This is a genomic window from Pantoea deleyi (assembly GCF_022647325.1).
GTDB lineage: Bacteria > Pseudomonadota > Gammaproteobacteria > Enterobacterales > Enterobacteriaceae > Pantoea > Pantoea deleyi.
Genome location: NZ_CP071405.1, coordinates 1,830,686 through 1,846,421, shown reverse-complemented (window position 1 = coordinate 1,846,421; position 15,736 = coordinate 1,830,686). Strand labels below are relative to the sequence as shown.

The following is a 15,736-nucleotide window of genomic DNA, read 5'->3' as shown; positions in this document are numbered from 1 at the left end:
GGGCCTCTGCCCGGCGTTTTGCTTTACAGCGGGTCGACCTTCAGACAGGAGACTGCATGGTGGAAACTGCCTTCCAGCAGTGGCCGGGTTTTGGCACACTCCGGCCCGGCAATCGGGCAGCGGGTCCGGAACACGCAGCCTGACGGCGGATTGATCGGCGAGGGGAGCTCCCCTTCCAGCAGCTGAATCTGTTTATTCTTCTCCAGATCCGGATCGGGAATCGGCACGGCAGACATCAGCGCCCGGGTGTAAGGGTGCTGCGGATTGCTGTAGACCTCGTTGTAGGTGCCCAGCTCCACCGCATGCCCCAGATACATCACCAGCACGCGGTCAGAGATGTGCTTCACCACCGCCAGGTCATGGGCGATAAAGATCAGCGACAGTCCCATTTCGCGCTGCAGCTGCTGCAGCAGGTTAACTACCTGAGCCTGAATCGAGACGTCCAGCGCAGAGACCGGCTCGTCACAGATAATCAGCTTCGGCTCCAGAATCAGGGCGCGGGCGATACCGATACGCTGGCACTGACCGCCCGAGAACTCATGCGGATAACGGTTGATCAGGTTAGGCAGCAGCCCCACCTTCATCATCATATTTTTGACGCGCTCTTTGACCTCCTGACGCGCCATTTTCGGATGATAGGTTCTGAGCGGCTCCGCGATGATATCGCCGATGGTCATACGCGGGTTCAGCGACGCCAGCGGGTCCTGGAAGATCATCTGGATGTCGCTGCGTGCTTTGCGCCACTCCTCTTCGCTCTGGCCCAGCAGGTCGCGACCCAGCCAGGCGACGCGGCCATCAGTGGCCTTCACCAGCCCGATAATGGCGCGCGCCAGGGTCGATTTTCCACAGCCCGACTCGCCCACCACGCCCAGGGTTTCCCCCTCATAGAGACGCAGGCTGACGCCATCGACCGCCTTCAGGGTCTTGGACGGCTGCCAGAACCACTGCTTGCCATCTTTAATATCGAAATGCACTTTGAGATCGGCGATTTCGAGTAACACTCTTTTTTCCGCTACGGTGCTCATACTAACTCCTCCACCGGCTTAAAGCAGGCGCGCAGGCGGCCATCGCCAAACGGTTCCAGCGGCGGTGCCTGGGTGCAGATATCCATCGCGTGCGGACAACGCGGCTGGAACGGACAGCCCTGCGGCAGACGCAGCAGATTGGGCGGATTGCCCGGAATGGTGGTCAGGCTCTCACCTTCCGCATCCAGACGCGGCACGGCGTTCAGCAGGCCGATCGAATACGGATGCGCGGGCTGATAGAAGACGTCGCGCGCCCGGCCATACTCCATGGTCCGGCCCGCATACATCACCAGCACTTTGTCGCAGATCCCCGCCACCACGCCGAGATCGTGGGTGATCATAATGATGGCGGTGTTGAACTCGCGCTTCAGCTCATTCAGCAGCGTCATGATCTGCGCCTGCACCGTTACATCCAGCGCGGTCGTCGGCTCATCCGCGATCAGCAGTCTGGGACGACAGAGCAGCGCCATGGCGATCATCACGCGCTGGCGCATCCCGCCGGAGAACTCGTGCGGATACATCTTCATGCGCTTGCGCGCCTCCGGCATTTTCACCGCATCCAGCATCCGCACCGACTCTTCAAACGCCTGCGCGTTATTCATGCCTTTGTGCAGTTTCAGCACCTCCATCAGCTGCTCGCCCACCCGCATATAGGGGTTCAGTGAGGTCATGGGGTCCTGGAAAATCATCGCAATCTGCTCGGCACGCAGCTTATTCAACTGGTTTTCCGGCAGGTTAAGGATCTCTTTGCCGTTGAACATCGCCGAGCCGCCGATGCGGCCATTTTTGGCCAGCAGCCCCATCAGGGCAAACGCGGTCTGCGATTTGCCGGAGCCGGATTCACCAACGATACCCAGCGTCTCACCGGCGCGCAGCGAGAAGTTCAGATCGTTGACGGCGGTGACATCCCCGTCGTGCGTGCCAAAGGTCACGCGCAGATCTTTGACCGTCAGTAACTGTTCGCTTCCCGCGCGGGCCGCCATCGCGGGCTGAAATTCATGAATGGTCATCGGGAAACTCCTTAACGATCTTTCGGGTCGAGGGCATCACGCAGGCCATCGCCGATAAAGTTGAAACAGAACAGCGTGACCACCAGGAACGCCGCCGGATAGAGCAGCAGCCACGGCGAAACTTCCATGGAGTTGGCCCCGTCGCTGAGCAGCGCGCCCCAGCTACTCAGCGGCTCCTGCGTGCCCAGACCCAGGAAGCTCAGGAAAGATTCGAACAGGATCATGCTCGGCACCAGCAGCGAGGCGTAAACCACCACCACGCCCAGCACGTTCGGAACGATGTGGCGCACGACAATCTTCCAGGTCGAGACACCGCCAACGTGGGCCGCTTCGATAAACTCTTTTCGCTTCAGGCTCAGCGTCTGGCCACGCACAATACGCGCCATATCCAGCCAGGAGACCATGCCGATGGCGGCAAAAATCAGCAGGATGTTGCGGCCAAAGAAGGTCACCAGCAGGATCACGAAGAACATAAACGGGAAGGAGTTGAGGATTTCCAGAATACGCATCATCACCGAGTCGGTTTTCCCGCCCAGGTAGCCAGCGATCGAGCCATAGAGCGTGCCGACAATCACCGCGATCAGGGCAGAGGCGACGCCGACCATCAGGGAGATGCGCCCGCCGATCGCCACACGCACCAGCAGGTCACGTCCCGATGAATCGGTGCCGAACCAGTGGCCGGAGGTGGTATCCGGCGGCGAGGACATCATGGCCCAGTCGGTGTCGTCATAGGTAAACTGCGCCAGCATCGGGGCAAAGATCACGAACAGCGTAATCAGCAGCAGCACCAGCAGGCTGATCAGAGCTGCCCGGTTATGGATAAAGCGACGACGCGCATCCTGCCAGAGGCTGCGCCCTTCGACTTCCAGCTTCTCACTGAACGCATCAAGAGCTTCGCTGTTTTTCTTACTTAACATCATGGCGAACTCCGCAATCAGTAACGAATTTTTGGATCGATAACGGCATAGAGCACGTCAACAATCGCGTTAAAGACAATGGTCAGCAGACCGACCAGAATGGTCAGGCTCATCACCAGTGAGTAGTCACGGTTCAGCGCGCCGTTGACAAACAGCTGGCCGATACCCGGCAGACCGTAGATCGACTCAATCACCATCGAGCCGGTGATGATGCCGACAAAGGCCGGGCCCATGTAGGAGATCACCGGCAGCAGGGCCGGTTTCAGCGCATGGCGCAGCACGATGCGGCGCAGCGGTAAGCCTTTCGCCCGAGCGGTGCGGATAAAGTTCGAGTGCATTACTTCGATCATCGATCCACGGGTAATACGGGCGATGCTGGCGATATAGGCCAGCGACAGGGCCACCATCGGCAGCAGCATGTAGTTCCACTGCCCGCCATTCCAGCCGCCGCCCGGCAGCCACTTCAGGCTGATGGCGAACAGCAGGACCAGCAGCGGCGCAACCACGAAACTGGGTATCACCACGCCGGTCATTGCCACCCCCATCACCGCGAAGTCCCACAGGGTGTTCTGCTTAAGCGCGGCGATCACGCCCGCCGTGACGCCCAGCACCACCGCAAGCAGGAACGCGGCCAGGCCGAGTTTGGCCGAGACCGGGAAGGCATGCGCCACCAGATAGTTGACCGAATAGTCTTTGTATTTAAACGACGGGCCGAAATCACCGTGTGCCAGCTGCACCAGGTAATCGACATACTGTTTACCGATCGGATCGTTGAGGTGATATTTCGCCTCGATGTTCGCCATCACTTCCGGGGCCAGCGTACGCTCGCCGGTAAACGGACTGCCGGGAGCCAGGCGCATCATAAAGAAGGAGATGGTAATCAGGACGAACAGCGTCGGTAGCGCTTCAAGCAAGCGACGCAGGATGAATTTTAACATTGCCGTACCTACCAGGCTGTTGCTTCACAACATAAAAATAGTAAAAGGCGGCGCCAGACGCGCCGCCACTGCTGATAGCCTGAATGCTATTAGTGTTTGATGATGTAGAAGTTTTTATCCAGGGTTTTATCCAGTGGATCTTTACCGGTGTAGCCGCCCACGTAAGGTTTCACCAGACGCGTGTTCACGTAGTAGTAAACCGGGACGATGGTGCTGTCTTTATCCAGAATCTGCTCCGCCTTCTGATAATCCGCGGCACGCGCTTTCTCATCCGACGCCTTAATCGCGTCACGCACCACTTTATCGAACTCCTCGCTCTTATAGTGCGCGGTGTTACTGCTGCTGTTAGACAGCATGGTGTTCAGGAAGGATGTCGGTTCGTTGTAGTCTGCACACCAGGCGGCGCGTGACACATCGAAGTTCCCCTGATGACGGGTGTCCAGGAAGGTTTTCCACTCCTGGTTTTCCAGCTTAATGTTCACACCGATATTTTTCTTCCAGATCGACGAGGCGGCAATCGCCAGCTTCTTGTGCAGATCTGACGTATTGTACAGCAGTTTAAAGGTCAGCGGTTTATCCGCGGTGTAGCCCGCTTCGGCCAGCAGCTTCTTCGCTTCGGCGTTACGTTTGTCCTGTGACCATTTGAACCAGTCCGGCGGCAGAATGTCCATGCCATCGGTCGCTGGCGGCGTGTAGCTGTAAGCCGGCTTCTGGCCCTGCGCCAGCACTTTGTTCACCATGATGTCACGATCCAGACCCAGCTTCAGAGCAGCACGGACGCGCGGATCGGTGAATGGCGCTTTCTGGTTGTTAATTTCGTAGTAGTAGGTGCAGAGATAGGGATCGACGTGCAGCTCTTTGCCGTTGTCACGCTGCAGCTTTTTGAACAGCTCAATCGGCAGGTTGTTATAGGTCATGTCACTGCCGTTCTCGGAGAAGTAGCGGTTAACGTCGCTGACTTCTGAGCTGATAGGCAGGAAGGTCACTTTATTCAGCACGGTGTGCTCGTTGTCCCAGTAGTTCGGGTTACGGACCAGGGTGATGCGCTCGTTGATGACGTGCGCGTCCAGCTTAAAGGCACCGTTGCCGACCCAGTTCTGAGGCTGCGTCCACTGATCGCCAAACTTCTCGATCGCCGGTTTATAAACCGGTGACATCACGGAGTTGATCAGGAGCTTGTCAAAGTAAGGCACCGGCTCGCTCAGGGTCACTTCCAGCGTGTGGTCATCGAGCGCTTTAACGCCCAGATCGGTGATCGGTTTTTTGCCGGCGATGATGTCATCGACGTTCAGGATATGACCATACTGAGGGTAGCTGGCGTACGGTGAGGCGGTTTTTGGATCGACCAGACGCTCCCAGCTGTAGACGAAGTCCTGTGCGGTGACCGGCTCGCCGTTGGACCATTTGGCGTTTTTACGCAGGTGGAACGTCCAGACTTTGAAATCTTTGTTTTCGTAACTTTCCGCAACGGCCGGAATGGGTTTACCGTTGCTGTCGTTGACCAGCAGACCTTCATAGAGGTCGCGCGCTACGTTATCTTCCGGCACGCCCTCAATTTTGTGAGGGTCCAGCGACTGCACTTCATCGCCATTACCGCGCACCAGCTCCTGTTTTGCAGCCAGCTCAACGCCTGCAGGCACGGTTGCCGCCAGCGCCGCATTCCCTGCCAGGGCACTTACTGCGGCGAAAACGCCCGATGCGATCAGGCTTTTTTTCGTGATGTTGTTCATTATTACACTCCAGTTTTATTATCGTCACCGCGGCGATGCACTGCCACGGCGTCCCCCGTCTCCGGGCTCCCCGGCCTGTACCAGGGAGATTGACCCCAAAAAGTGGTCTTTATGCGGATGCGTTTTCTGACTGTCTCGCCGGACGGCGATCAGATCAGTGTTGTCTGATGAAGTAGTACTTCAGGTCTGTCATGTCCTGCGGGTCTTTGCCCGTAAAGCCGCCAACCCAGGGCTTTACCAGGCGCACACTGACGCGGTAGTAAACTGGCACAATAGGTGAGTCTTTGTCGAGTTGAGTTTCAGCCTGCTGATAGAGTTCAGTGCGTGCGGCTTCACTGCCCGCCGTCAGCGTCTCTGACATCAGGCGATCGAAGGTCGCGCTGCTGTAGAATGCCGTGTTGATTGAGGCGTTGCTGATCAGCATATTCAGGAAGGTTGACGGCTCGTTGTAGTCAGCACACCAGGTGGCACGCACCACGTCATACTGCGCCTGATGCCGGGTTTCCAGCATGGTCTTCCACTCCTGATTCTGCAGCGTCACTCTGGCGCCCAGATTTTTCTGCCACATCGACGCGGCCGCAATCGCCTGGCGTTTATTCTGATCGGAAGTGTTGTAGAGCAGCGTAAAGCTCAGGGGATGGGCGGCATCGAATCCCGCCTCGGCCAGCAGCTTCTTCGCCGCCTCATTGCGCTGCGCCTGTGTCCAGCTGAACCAGGCGGGTGGCGTCAGCCGGATACCGGCGGTAAACGGCGGCGTCAGGCTGTAGGCAGGGATCTGCCCCTGCGCCATGATCTTATTGGCGATGATGTCGCGATCCAGCGTCATCTTCAGCGCACTGCGCACCCGCGCATCGGTAAAGGGCGGCTTTTTGTTATTAATTTCGTAGTAGAAGGTGCAGAGCAGCGGACTGACTTTCACTTCATCACCCAGCTCTTTGCGCAGTTTGCCAAACATCTCAGGCGGCACCGCGCTGTTGGTGATATCCGTTCCGCCGCTGCGGTAGCGGTTGATGTCGCTGTTTTCCGAGGCGATCGGCAGGAATGTCCCCTGCTCAATCACCGTATGGGCGTTGTCCCAGTAGTGCGGATTCCGCTTCACGACGATTTTCTCGTTCACCACCCAGTCGCTCAGCACATAGGCGCCGTTGCCGACATAGTGCTCCGGGCGTGTCCATGCCTCGCCCCACTGACTGATGGCGGGCGCATAGACCGGCTTCATCGCCGTATGCGCCAGCATCGCCACCAGATATGGCACGGGCTGGCTCAGGGTAATCTGCAGCCGATGAGCATCCAGCGCCTTCACCCCCAGTTGATCGGGTGACGCTTTGCCTGCCAGGATGGCGTCGATATTGGCGAAATGCGCGGCCTGCAGATAGCTGGCGTAGGGTGACGCGGTTTTCGGATCCACCAGACGACGCCAGCTGTAGACGAAATCGTCGGCGGTGACAGGCTGGCCATTGCTCCACTTCGCATCATCGCGCAGCTGGAAAATCCAGACGTCAGGCTGCGGGTTCTCCCAGCTTTTCGCCACGCCAGGCACCACCTCGCCACGGTTATCGGTATTCACCAGCCCATCGAGCAGATTGTGAATAATATTCGATTCCGGCACGCCTTCGGTTTTGTGCGGGTCCAGCGAGGAAACCTCACTGCCGTTATTAATCACGATCGCCTGGCGGGTTGCCAGCGCGGTCCCCGGCGGAACCGTGGCGGCATAAGCCGGCGAAAAGGCCATGAACAGAACACCTGCGATTAATGACCGCTGTTGCTGCAATGTATTCATCCCAATCATGCGAAACGCCAACCCTTTATTAAGTATCCCGACAGGCTTAAGCAAAAAGCGTTCTCACTTTGGGCTTTCGGAGAAAAAATTTACGCTGGACCAAAAATTATCAGAAGCCGTAACAGGGCGCCAAAGCAAAATAGCTAAAATGTTAACTGATTCTCTTTTATCACGAGATGCGCGGCAGAGAAAGTGTTAATTTTTGCTCTGAAAATATCTTATGTTTATGATAAATAAGTTAATTAAATGAAAATGCCGCTTTGCAGGGATGAGATAAAAAAAAAACAGGCCCGATCTGCCACTTATCGGGAGAAAAGACGCTGCTCTGCGATGAAATCGATTTCCTGAGGCATTATCTGGCGATTTATGAGGCTGGCTGAAAAATTAGCAGCAGAAAATGATGTGAAAATAATGACATTCTTTTGCAGAAAAAAGTCTGTGATCGGAAACGCAGTAATGAAATTTATAATACCCTGCCTGCATTAAGCTACACGAATAAATGCATTGTTATGGTGCAATAAAATGGCATATTGCACCATAAAGGGTCACCGGTTCATTTCATTGCATGAAATAAGTGCCGGGTTAATTGAGCAGGCCGGGAAAAATTGCCTTCATGCCGGTGACAACAAACTCAATGCCCAGCGCCATCAGCAGCAGGCCCATAATACGCGTAATGACGTTAATCCCGGTCTGACCCAGGATGCGCACCATTAATGGCGCGGCCCGGAACAGCAGCCAGCAGCAGAAGGCAAAGATGGCTATTGCCAGGGTAAAGCCCAGCAGGTTTATCCAGCTGTGGTAGCGGGTGCTCCAGACAATGGTCGAGCTGATCGCCCCCGGCCCCGCCATCAGCGGTAACGCCAGCGGCACGACGCCTACACTTTCTCGGATGGCCGTTTCTGACTTCTCCTGCTTGTTCTGCTTATCCTCACCCAGCTTGCCGCTGATCATCGACATCGCGATGGTGACCACCAGGATCCCGCCCGCAATGCGGAAAGAATCAATGGAGATGCCGAATATCCGCAGTATGGCATCGCCCAGGAACAGCGACGTCCAGAGGATGATGGCAACCGCCAGGTTGGCGGTGAGGTTAGTTTTATTCCGCTCAGCCACGCCCTGATAACGGGTCATGCTGATAAACACCGGAATAATGCCTACCGGATTCACCAGCGCAAAGAGCCCGACAAAAAATTTGATATAGCCTGATAGATCTAACAGCGCAGGATTCACGACTTTACTCCGTACCGCAGGGGGGAAAACGCGCCTAATGTATGTGAAAACGGACACAGACGCCAGATGCGGGCTCAGCAATTTATGCTGTTGAACTGTGGCACATTTAGCGCTTTACGCCAGCGATTAAAAAATGGCTGGCGATAGCCGCTGCCGCACCGCATCAGCCTGGTGACCAAAGGTTCAGGAAACCCGGTCGCAAAACCCACAGCTGAATGGTGTCAGCTTGCGGTTAAATTGATCTGAATCAAAATTGCCCTACCCCAAACCAGGTAATCTTTTCGCAACGGAAGCATTAGCGGCAGCGAAGTAAAACCTCCCGGCCGCCACAGAAGACTTATTCAGTAAACAGTTGAAAATCCGGGCGTTCCGCCTCAGTCAGACGCGTTAAAGCTGCGTGACTATACTCAGGGACGCAGGATTGTTTACTAAAAAAGTTTAACTTCCTTCAGGAGAACACCATGGCCGTAACCAATATCGCGGAACTTAATGCACTGGTTGAACGTGTAAAAAAAGCCCAGCGTGAATATGCCAACTTTTCTCAACAGCAGGTCGACGCCATCTTCCGTGCCGCCGCCCTCGCCGCCGCCGATGCCCGCATCCCACTCGCCAAAATGGCCGTAGCCGAATCCGGTATGGGTATCGTCGAAGATAAAGTCATTAAGAACCATTTTGCCTCTGAGTATATCTACAACGCCTACAAAGATGAGAAGACCTGTGGTGTGTTAGCCACTGACGATACCTTCGGTACCATCACCATCGCCGAACCCATCGGCCTGATTTGCGGCATCGTCCCGACCACCAACCCGACCTCCACCGCCATCTTTAAAGCCCTGATCAGCCTTAAAACCCGTAACGGGATTATCTTCTCGCCACACCCGCGCGCCAAAGATGCCACCAACAAAGCCGCCGATATCGTTCTGCAGGCAGCGATCGCGGCCGGTGCGCCAAAAGATATCATCGGCTGGATCGACGCCCCTTCCGTGGAGCTCTCAAATCAGCTGATGCATCATCCTGACATCAACCTGATTCTCGCCACCGGCGGACCGGGCATGGTGAAAGCGGCCTACAGCTCCGGTAAACCAGCGATTGGCGTCGGTGCCGGTAATACGCCGGTCCTGATTGATGAAACTGCCGACCTGAAACGTGCGGTGGCCTCTATCCTGATGTCGAAAACCTTCGACAACGGCGTTATCTGCGCCTCTGAACAGTCGGTGATCGTCGTGGATTCTGTCTACGATGCGGTGCGCGAACGCTTCGCCAGCCACGGCGGCTACCTGCTGCAGGGTGCAGAATTGCAGGCGGTGCAGGATATCATCCTGAAAAACGGCGGGCTGAACGCGGCCATCGTCGGTCAGCCTGCGGTGAAGATTGCCGAAATGGCCGGTCTGCGTGTGCCAGCCAGCACAAAGATTCTGATCGGTGAAGTGAAACGGGTGGATGAGTCTGAGCCGTTCGCTCACGAAAAACTCTCGCCGACGCTGGCGATGTACCGGGCGAAAGATTTCCAGGAAGGTGTCGAGAAAGCTGAGAAGCTGGTCGCCATGGGCGGTATCGGCCACACATCCTGTCTCTACACCGATCAGGATAACCAGACCGAACGCGTACACTACTTTGGCGACAAAATGAAAACGGCGCGAATTCTAATCAACACCCCGGCGTCGCAGGGCGGTATTGGTGACCTCTATAACTTTAAACTGGCGCCGTCTCTGACGCTGGGCTGTGGTTCATGGGGCGGTAACTCGATTTCTGAGAACGTCGGGCCGAAACACCTGATCAATACCAAAACTGTCGCCAAGCGAGCTGAGAATATGTTGTGGCATAAACTTCCTAAATCCATCTATTTCCGTCGCGGTTCACTGCCGATTGCGCTGGAAGAGGTGGCAACAGACGGCGCGAAACGTGCCTTTATCGTCACCGACCGCTTCCTGTTTAACAACGGCTATGCCGACCAGGTGACCCGCGTACTGAAATCTCACGGTCTTGAAACGGAAGTCTTCTTCGAAGTCGAAGCGGACCCGACGCTGAGCATCGTGCGCAAAGGTGCGGAGCAGATGAACAGCTTCAAACCGGACGTGATCATCGCGCTGGGTGGCGGTTCCCCGATGGATGCTGCCAAAATTATGTGGGTAATGTATGAGCATCCGGAAACCCACTTCGAAGAGCTGGCGTTACGTTTCATGGATATCCGTAAACGTATCTACAAGTTCCCGAAAATGGGCGTGAAAGCGCGTATGGTTGCCATCACCACCACCTCCGGTACCGGCTCAGAAGTGACGCCGTTTGCCGTGGTGACCGATGATGCCACCGGTCAGAAATATCCTCTGGCAGACTATGCGCTGACGCCGGATATGGCGATTGTCGATGCCAACCTGGTCATGGATATGCCGCGTTCACTCTGCGCATTCGGCGGTCTGGATGCCGTAACCCATGCGCTGGAAGCCTACGTCTCCGTACTGGCGAATGAGTACTCGGATGGACAGGCGCTCCAGGCCCTTAAACTGCTGAAAGAGAACCTGCCCGCCAGCTATGCCGAAGGCGCGAAAAATCCGGTGGCGCGTGAACGCGTTCATAACGCCGCGACCATCGCCGGTATCGCCTTTGCCAACGCCTTCCTCGGGGTCTGTCACTCCATGGCCCATAAACTGGGTTCAGAGTTCCATATCCCACACGGCCTGGCTAACGCGCTGTTAATCTCGAACGTTATCCGCTACAACGCCAACGACAATCCGACCAAACAGACGGCCTTCAGCCAGTATGACCGCCCTCAGGCGCGCCGTCGCTACGCTGAAGTGGCTGACCATTTAGGTCTGAGCGCGCCTGGCGACCGTACCGCGCAGAAAATCGGGAAGCTGCTGGCCTGGCTGGATGAGATCAAAACGGAACTGGGTATTCCCGCCTCTATCCGCGAAGCAGGTGTGCAGGAAGCGGACTTCCTGGCGAAAGTCGATAAACTGGCCGACGATGCGTTCGATGACCAGTGTACCGGCGCGAACCCACGCTATCCGCTGATTGCTGAGCTGAAACAGATTATGCTCGACACCTTCTACGGTCGTGAATTTGTCGAACCTTTCTCCGGGGTCGCTGAAGCGGTGGCTGCACAGCCGGTGAAAGAGATGAAGAGCGAGAAAAAAACGAAGAAAGTCTGATAGCGCCGCGTTAACACGCTGATAAAAAAACCCGCCTCGGCGGGTTTTTTTCTTTCTCAGTCATGGGGATCGGGCAGCGGCGTCTGTGCGCCGTGAATCGCCTGCAGCGACCCCTGCTCTATCGCCTGCTTGTAGTGCTTGCGGCAGACGGAGATATAACGCTCGTTGCCGCCAATCACCACCTGCTCACCCTCGCTGAAGGGTTTTCCTTCGCTGTCCAGTCGCAGCACCATGCTGGCCTTGCGGCCACAGTGGCAGATCGTCTTCAGCTCAACCAGCTTGTCTGCCCAGGCCAGCAGATACTGACTGCCAACAAAGAGTTCGCCACGGAAATCGGTTCGCAGACCGTAGCAGAGCACGGGAATATCCAGGTCATCGACCACATCAGAGAGCGCTTTAACCTGTTCGCGGGTCAGAAACTGGCTCTCATCCACCAGAACGCAGTGAACCGGGCTGGCGGCGTGCTCGGCAGCGATCGCGCTGAAGAGCGGCGTCTCTGCATTATAGAGACAGGCTGGCGACGAGAGTCCGATGCGGGAACTTACCTGCCCGGCACCAAAGCGGTTATCAATTTCAGCGGTGTAGACCAGTGAGCGCATACCGCGTTCCTGATAGTTGTAGGAGGATTGCAGCAGTGCAGTTGATTTCCCTGCATTCATGGCAGAGTAATAAAAATAGAGTTGAGCCATAGAAACGTATCTTCATCGGGACTGAACGGAATGGCGCGCATATTAACACAAAGCGCCGGCAATACATTGTCACTGATGAAGCCATAACGCCTGACGACGGATCGTTCAGCCCCCGCTAACCGGTTTATCCGGCTGATGTGCCGCGCAACCGGGGCGGCTGCCCTTTCCTTTTTTTAACCGCAATAACAGAGATGACATTTTTCCGACGGCTGAAAATACATTAAATTTTTTTCATATCCGCCCGTATGAAACTATTTTTTTAAATTCTTTCTGCTGCCTTTTTTCAGTCGTGATTATTTTTAACCGCCCGGCGAATTAGCGCTTTTATTGTTTTATGATTGAGTTTATTTAATGTCACCACTACTATTAGCGGGCAACACAACTTTTTCCTTATTCAGAGACCAGGACAATGAGCGAAGCACTAAAAGTTCTTAATAATATCCGTACGCTGCGCGCCCAGGCCAGAGAGTATTCCGTGGAAACACTGGAAGAGATGCTGGAAAAACTGGATGTGGTGGTAAAAGAACGCCGTGAAGAAGAGTCCCATTTTCAGGCTGAAAATGAAGAACGCACGCGTAAACTTAATCAGTATCGTGAAATGCTGCTGGCCGATGGCATTGATCCGAACGAACTGATTGGCACGCAGACGCCGTCTGCACGGACAACAGCAAAAGGTAAACGCTCAGTGCGCCCGGCTAAATATGGCTACACGGACGAGAAAGGGGAATCCCGAACCTGGACCGGTCAGGGACGGACGCCTGCTGCGATTAAAAAAGCGCTGGAAGAACAGGGTAAAAAGCTGGACGATTTTTTACTCTGAAGACACCCGGTTTCGCGATCTGAAACGACGCCGATCCGATAGCCATAAAAAAAGGAAGCCAGAGCTTCCTTTTTCTTTTTCATCAGACGCGGTAAAAATCGCGATACCACGCCACGAAGTTTTTAACGCCCTCTTCGACGCCGGTCTGCGGTTTAAAACCGATTGCCTTAAACAGCGCCTCGGTATCCGCGCTGGTTTCCAGCACATCGCCGGGTTGCATGGGCATCAGATTTTTCTTCGCCGTAATACCCAGCGCTTTTTCCAGCGCCTCGATATAGTTCATCAGGGTGACAGGCTGACTGTTACCAATATTATAGACGCGGTATGGCGCGGAACTGGTGGCGGGTGAACCGGTTTCAACCGTCCAGTTATCATCCTGCTGAGGAATAACAGCCTGCAGACGGACAATGGCTTCCGCAATATCGTCGATATAGGTAAAGTCGCGTTTCATCTGCCCCTGGTTATACACATCAATCGCCTCACCCGCGATCATGGCTCGGGTGAATTTGAACAGCGCCATATCCGGACGCCCCCACGGGCCATAAACGGTAAAGAAGCGCAGTCCGGTCGTCGGCAACTGATACAGATGCGAATAAGTATGGGACATCAGCTCGTTGGCTTTTTTTGTCGCCGCATATAATGAAACCGGGTGATCCACGCTGTCTTCGGTCGAAAATGGCATTTTACGGTTCAGTCCATAAACGGAACTGGAGGAGGCATAGAGCAGATGTTCAATTTTATGATGACGGCATCCCTCAAGAATATTGAGGTGCCCGATGAGGTTGGCATCGGCGTAGGCGTGTGGATTCTCAATGGAATAACGGACGCCGGCCTGCGCGCCCAGATGGATTACGCGCTGAAACTGATGCTGGTCGAACAGTGACGCCATCGCGTCACGGTCCGCCAGGTCCATCTCAATAAACGTAAAACCGGATTCGGCGTTAATTAAATTGAGACGGGCATGTTTGAGATTTACGTCGTAATAATCATTCAGGTTGTCGATACCGACAACCTGGTGACCGGCAGCCAGCAGACGTTGGCTGACATGAAAACCAATAAAACCTGCGGCGCCGGTGACCAGAAAGTTCATAAATCCCTCGTTAATTATGCAGGTTGAATAGACGCTCCGCGGCCGATTGCATAATAAACGAAACCGCGTTTGCTGATACGCTCTGGATCATACAGGTTACGACCATCAAAAATCACGGCTTCTTTCAGCGCATTTTTAATGATGTCGAAGTCAGGTGCACGGAAGTTCTGCCACTCCGTACAGATGACCAGCGCGTCGGCGCCCTGCAGTGCGGCTTCTTTGGTACCCATCAGCTTAAGATCGCTGCGGTGACCATAGATGCGCTGCGCTTCATCCATCGCTTCAGGGTCAAACGCCTGTACAGAAGCGCCTGCTTCCCACAGCGTTTCCATCAGCACGCGGCTGGAGGCTTCACGCATATCGTCCGTGTTCGGCTTGAATGAGAGGCCCCAGAGTGCAAACGTCTTACCCTTCAGGTCGTCACCAAAGTGACGCTTGATGAAGGTTGGCAGCTTGGTTTTCTGGCTGTCATTCACATCTTCCACTGCCTGCAGCAGGCGTGGCTGATAGCCGATGGACTCAGCGGTACGGATCAGCGCCTGCACATCTTTCGGGAAGCAGGAGCCGCCGTAGCCACAGCCAGGGTAGATAAAGTGATAGCCGATGCGGGGATCTGAACCGATACCCTGACGGACTTTCTCAATATCTGCGCCTAAACGTTCGGCCAGGTTAGACATCTCGTTCATGAAGCTGATTTTGGTGGCCAGCATACAGTTGGCCGCATACTTGGTCAGCTCTGCACTGCGGATGTCCATCATGATCATGCGATCGTGGTTGCGATTAAACGGCTCATAAAGCTCGCGTAACAGTTCAACCACTTCGTCGTTGTCGGTACCGACAACGATACGCTCAGGACGCATACAGTCATTGACTGCCGCACCCTCTTTCAGGAATTCCGGGTTAGAGACCACATCGAAGGTGATGCTGGCGTCACGCGCCTTCAGCGCTTCCGTCATTACTGCACGAACTTTATCTGCTGTGCCAACCGGAACGGTTGATTTGTCGATAACCACTTTGTGATCGTTCATATGCTGCGCAATGGTGCGCGCTACGGCGGTCACATATTTCAGATCGGCAGAGCCGTCTTCGTCCGGTGGCGTACCGACTGCAATAAACTGCATAACACCATGGTTTACGCCCAGCTCAGCATCGGTGCTGAACTTCAGACGACCCGCTTCGTAATTTGACATTACCAGCGGCGTTAAACCTGGTTCGAAAATAGGAATGATGCCTTTTTTCAGATTTTCGACTTTATTAGCGTCGACATCAATGCAGAGAACGTCATGTCCGACTTCGGCTAACACCGCAGCCTGAACCAGACCGACATAGCCGATACCAAATACAGTGACTTTCATCGA

At 55.0% G+C, this 15,736-nt stretch carries 12 protein-coding genes; 2 read left to right on the top strand and 10 right to left on the bottom strand.

Features of this window, described 5'->3' with window-relative positions:
• Window positions 1-23: 23 nt before the first annotated feature.
• The 7 genes from oppF to J1C59_RS08645 all read right to left on the bottom strand — a co-directional run bounded on the left by oppF (window position 24) and on the right by J1C59_RS08645 (window position 8,630).
• A complete protein-coding gene (gene oppF, locus J1C59_RS08675) occupies window positions 24-1,025 on the bottom strand; it encodes a murein tripeptide/oligopeptide ABC transporter ATP binding protein OppF (RefSeq protein WP_140917257.1) in 1,002 nt (333 codons plus the stop codon).
• Window positions 1,022-2,035 (bottom strand): ABC transporter ATP-binding protein, encoded by a 1,014-nt coding sequence (gene oppD, locus J1C59_RS08670; RefSeq protein ID WP_128084054.1) that lies wholly within the window; start codon window positions 2,033-2,035, stop codon window positions 1,022-1,024. The genes oppF and oppD overlap by 4 nt, the downstream gene beginning before the upstream one ends.
• Before the next feature lie 11 nt (window positions 2,036-2,046).
• Window positions 2,047-2,955 (bottom strand): oligopeptide ABC transporter permease OppC, encoded by a 909-nt coding sequence (gene oppC, locus J1C59_RS08665; RefSeq protein WP_128084055.1) that lies wholly within the window; start codon window positions 2,953-2,955, stop codon window positions 2,047-2,049.
• 14 nt (window positions 2,956-2,969) lie between these two features.
• Window positions 2,970-3,890: an oligopeptide ABC transporter permease OppB gene (gene oppB, locus J1C59_RS08660; RefSeq protein WP_111140042.1), complete on the bottom strand. Its 921-nt coding sequence runs from the start codon at window positions 3,888-3,890 to the stop codon at window positions 2,970-2,972.
• Between the two features lie 89 nt (window positions 3,891-3,979).
• Window positions 3,980-5,620, bottom strand: a complete 1,641-nt coding sequence (gene oppA / locus J1C59_RS08655) for an oligopeptide ABC transporter substrate-binding protein OppA (RefSeq protein WP_140917258.1) — start codon at window positions 5,618-5,620, stop codon at window positions 3,980-3,982.
• 154 nt (window positions 5,621-5,774) lie between these two features.
• The gene (locus J1C59_RS08650; RefSeq protein ID WP_128084056.1) at window positions 5,775-7,400 is read right to left on the bottom strand and encodes an ABC transporter substrate-binding protein; all 1,626 of its coding nucleotides are present in this window, start codon (window positions 7,398-7,400) and stop codon (window positions 5,775-5,777) included.
• Between the two features lie 582 nt (window positions 7,401-7,982).
• Complete coding sequence (locus J1C59_RS08645) at window positions 7,983-8,630, bottom strand: YchE family NAAT transporter (protein ID WP_128084057.1); 648 nt, start codon at window positions 8,628-8,630, stop codon at window positions 7,983-7,985.
• A 461-nt stretch (window positions 8,631-9,091) separates the two neighbouring features.
• On the opposite strand from J1C59_RS08645, the gene adhE reads away from it, so the two are divergent.
• A complete protein-coding gene (gene adhE, locus J1C59_RS08640) occupies window positions 9,092-11,779 on the top strand; it encodes a bifunctional acetaldehyde-CoA/alcohol dehydrogenase (RefSeq protein WP_128084058.1) in 2,688 nt (895 codons plus the stop codon).
• A gap of 56 nt (window positions 11,780-11,835) precedes the next feature.
• Here adhE and tdk read toward each other — a convergent pair whose 3' ends face one another.
• The gene (gene tdk / locus J1C59_RS08635; protein WP_128084059.1) at window positions 11,836-12,468 is read right to left on the bottom strand and encodes a thymidine kinase; all 633 of its coding nucleotides are present in this window, start codon (window positions 12,466-12,468) and stop codon (window positions 11,836-11,838) included.
• Window positions 12,469-12,877: 409 nt separating this feature from the next.
• Between tdk and hns the strand changes: the two genes are divergently transcribed.
• Window positions 12,878-13,288, top strand: coding sequence for a histone-like nucleoid-structuring protein H-NS (gene hns, locus J1C59_RS08630; RefSeq protein ID WP_128084060.1), 411 nt, complete (start codon window positions 12,878-12,880; stop codon window positions 13,286-13,288).
• 82 nt (window positions 13,289-13,370) lie between these two features.
• On the opposite strand, the gene J1C59_RS08625 is transcribed toward hns, so the two are convergent.
• Both J1C59_RS08625 and J1C59_RS08620 read right to left on the bottom strand, forming a co-directional pair.
• Window positions 13,371-14,378: an NAD-dependent epimerase gene (locus J1C59_RS08625; RefSeq protein ID WP_128084061.1), complete on the bottom strand. Its 1,008-nt coding sequence runs from the start codon at window positions 14,376-14,378 to the stop codon at window positions 13,371-13,373.
• 14 nt (window positions 14,379-14,392) lie between these two features.
• Entirely contained in the window at window positions 14,393-15,733 is a 1,341-nt protein-coding gene (locus J1C59_RS08620) for a UDP-glucose dehydrogenase family protein (RefSeq protein ID WP_128084062.1), read from the bottom strand.
• Between the last annotated feature and the right edge of the window lie 3 nt (window positions 15,734-15,736).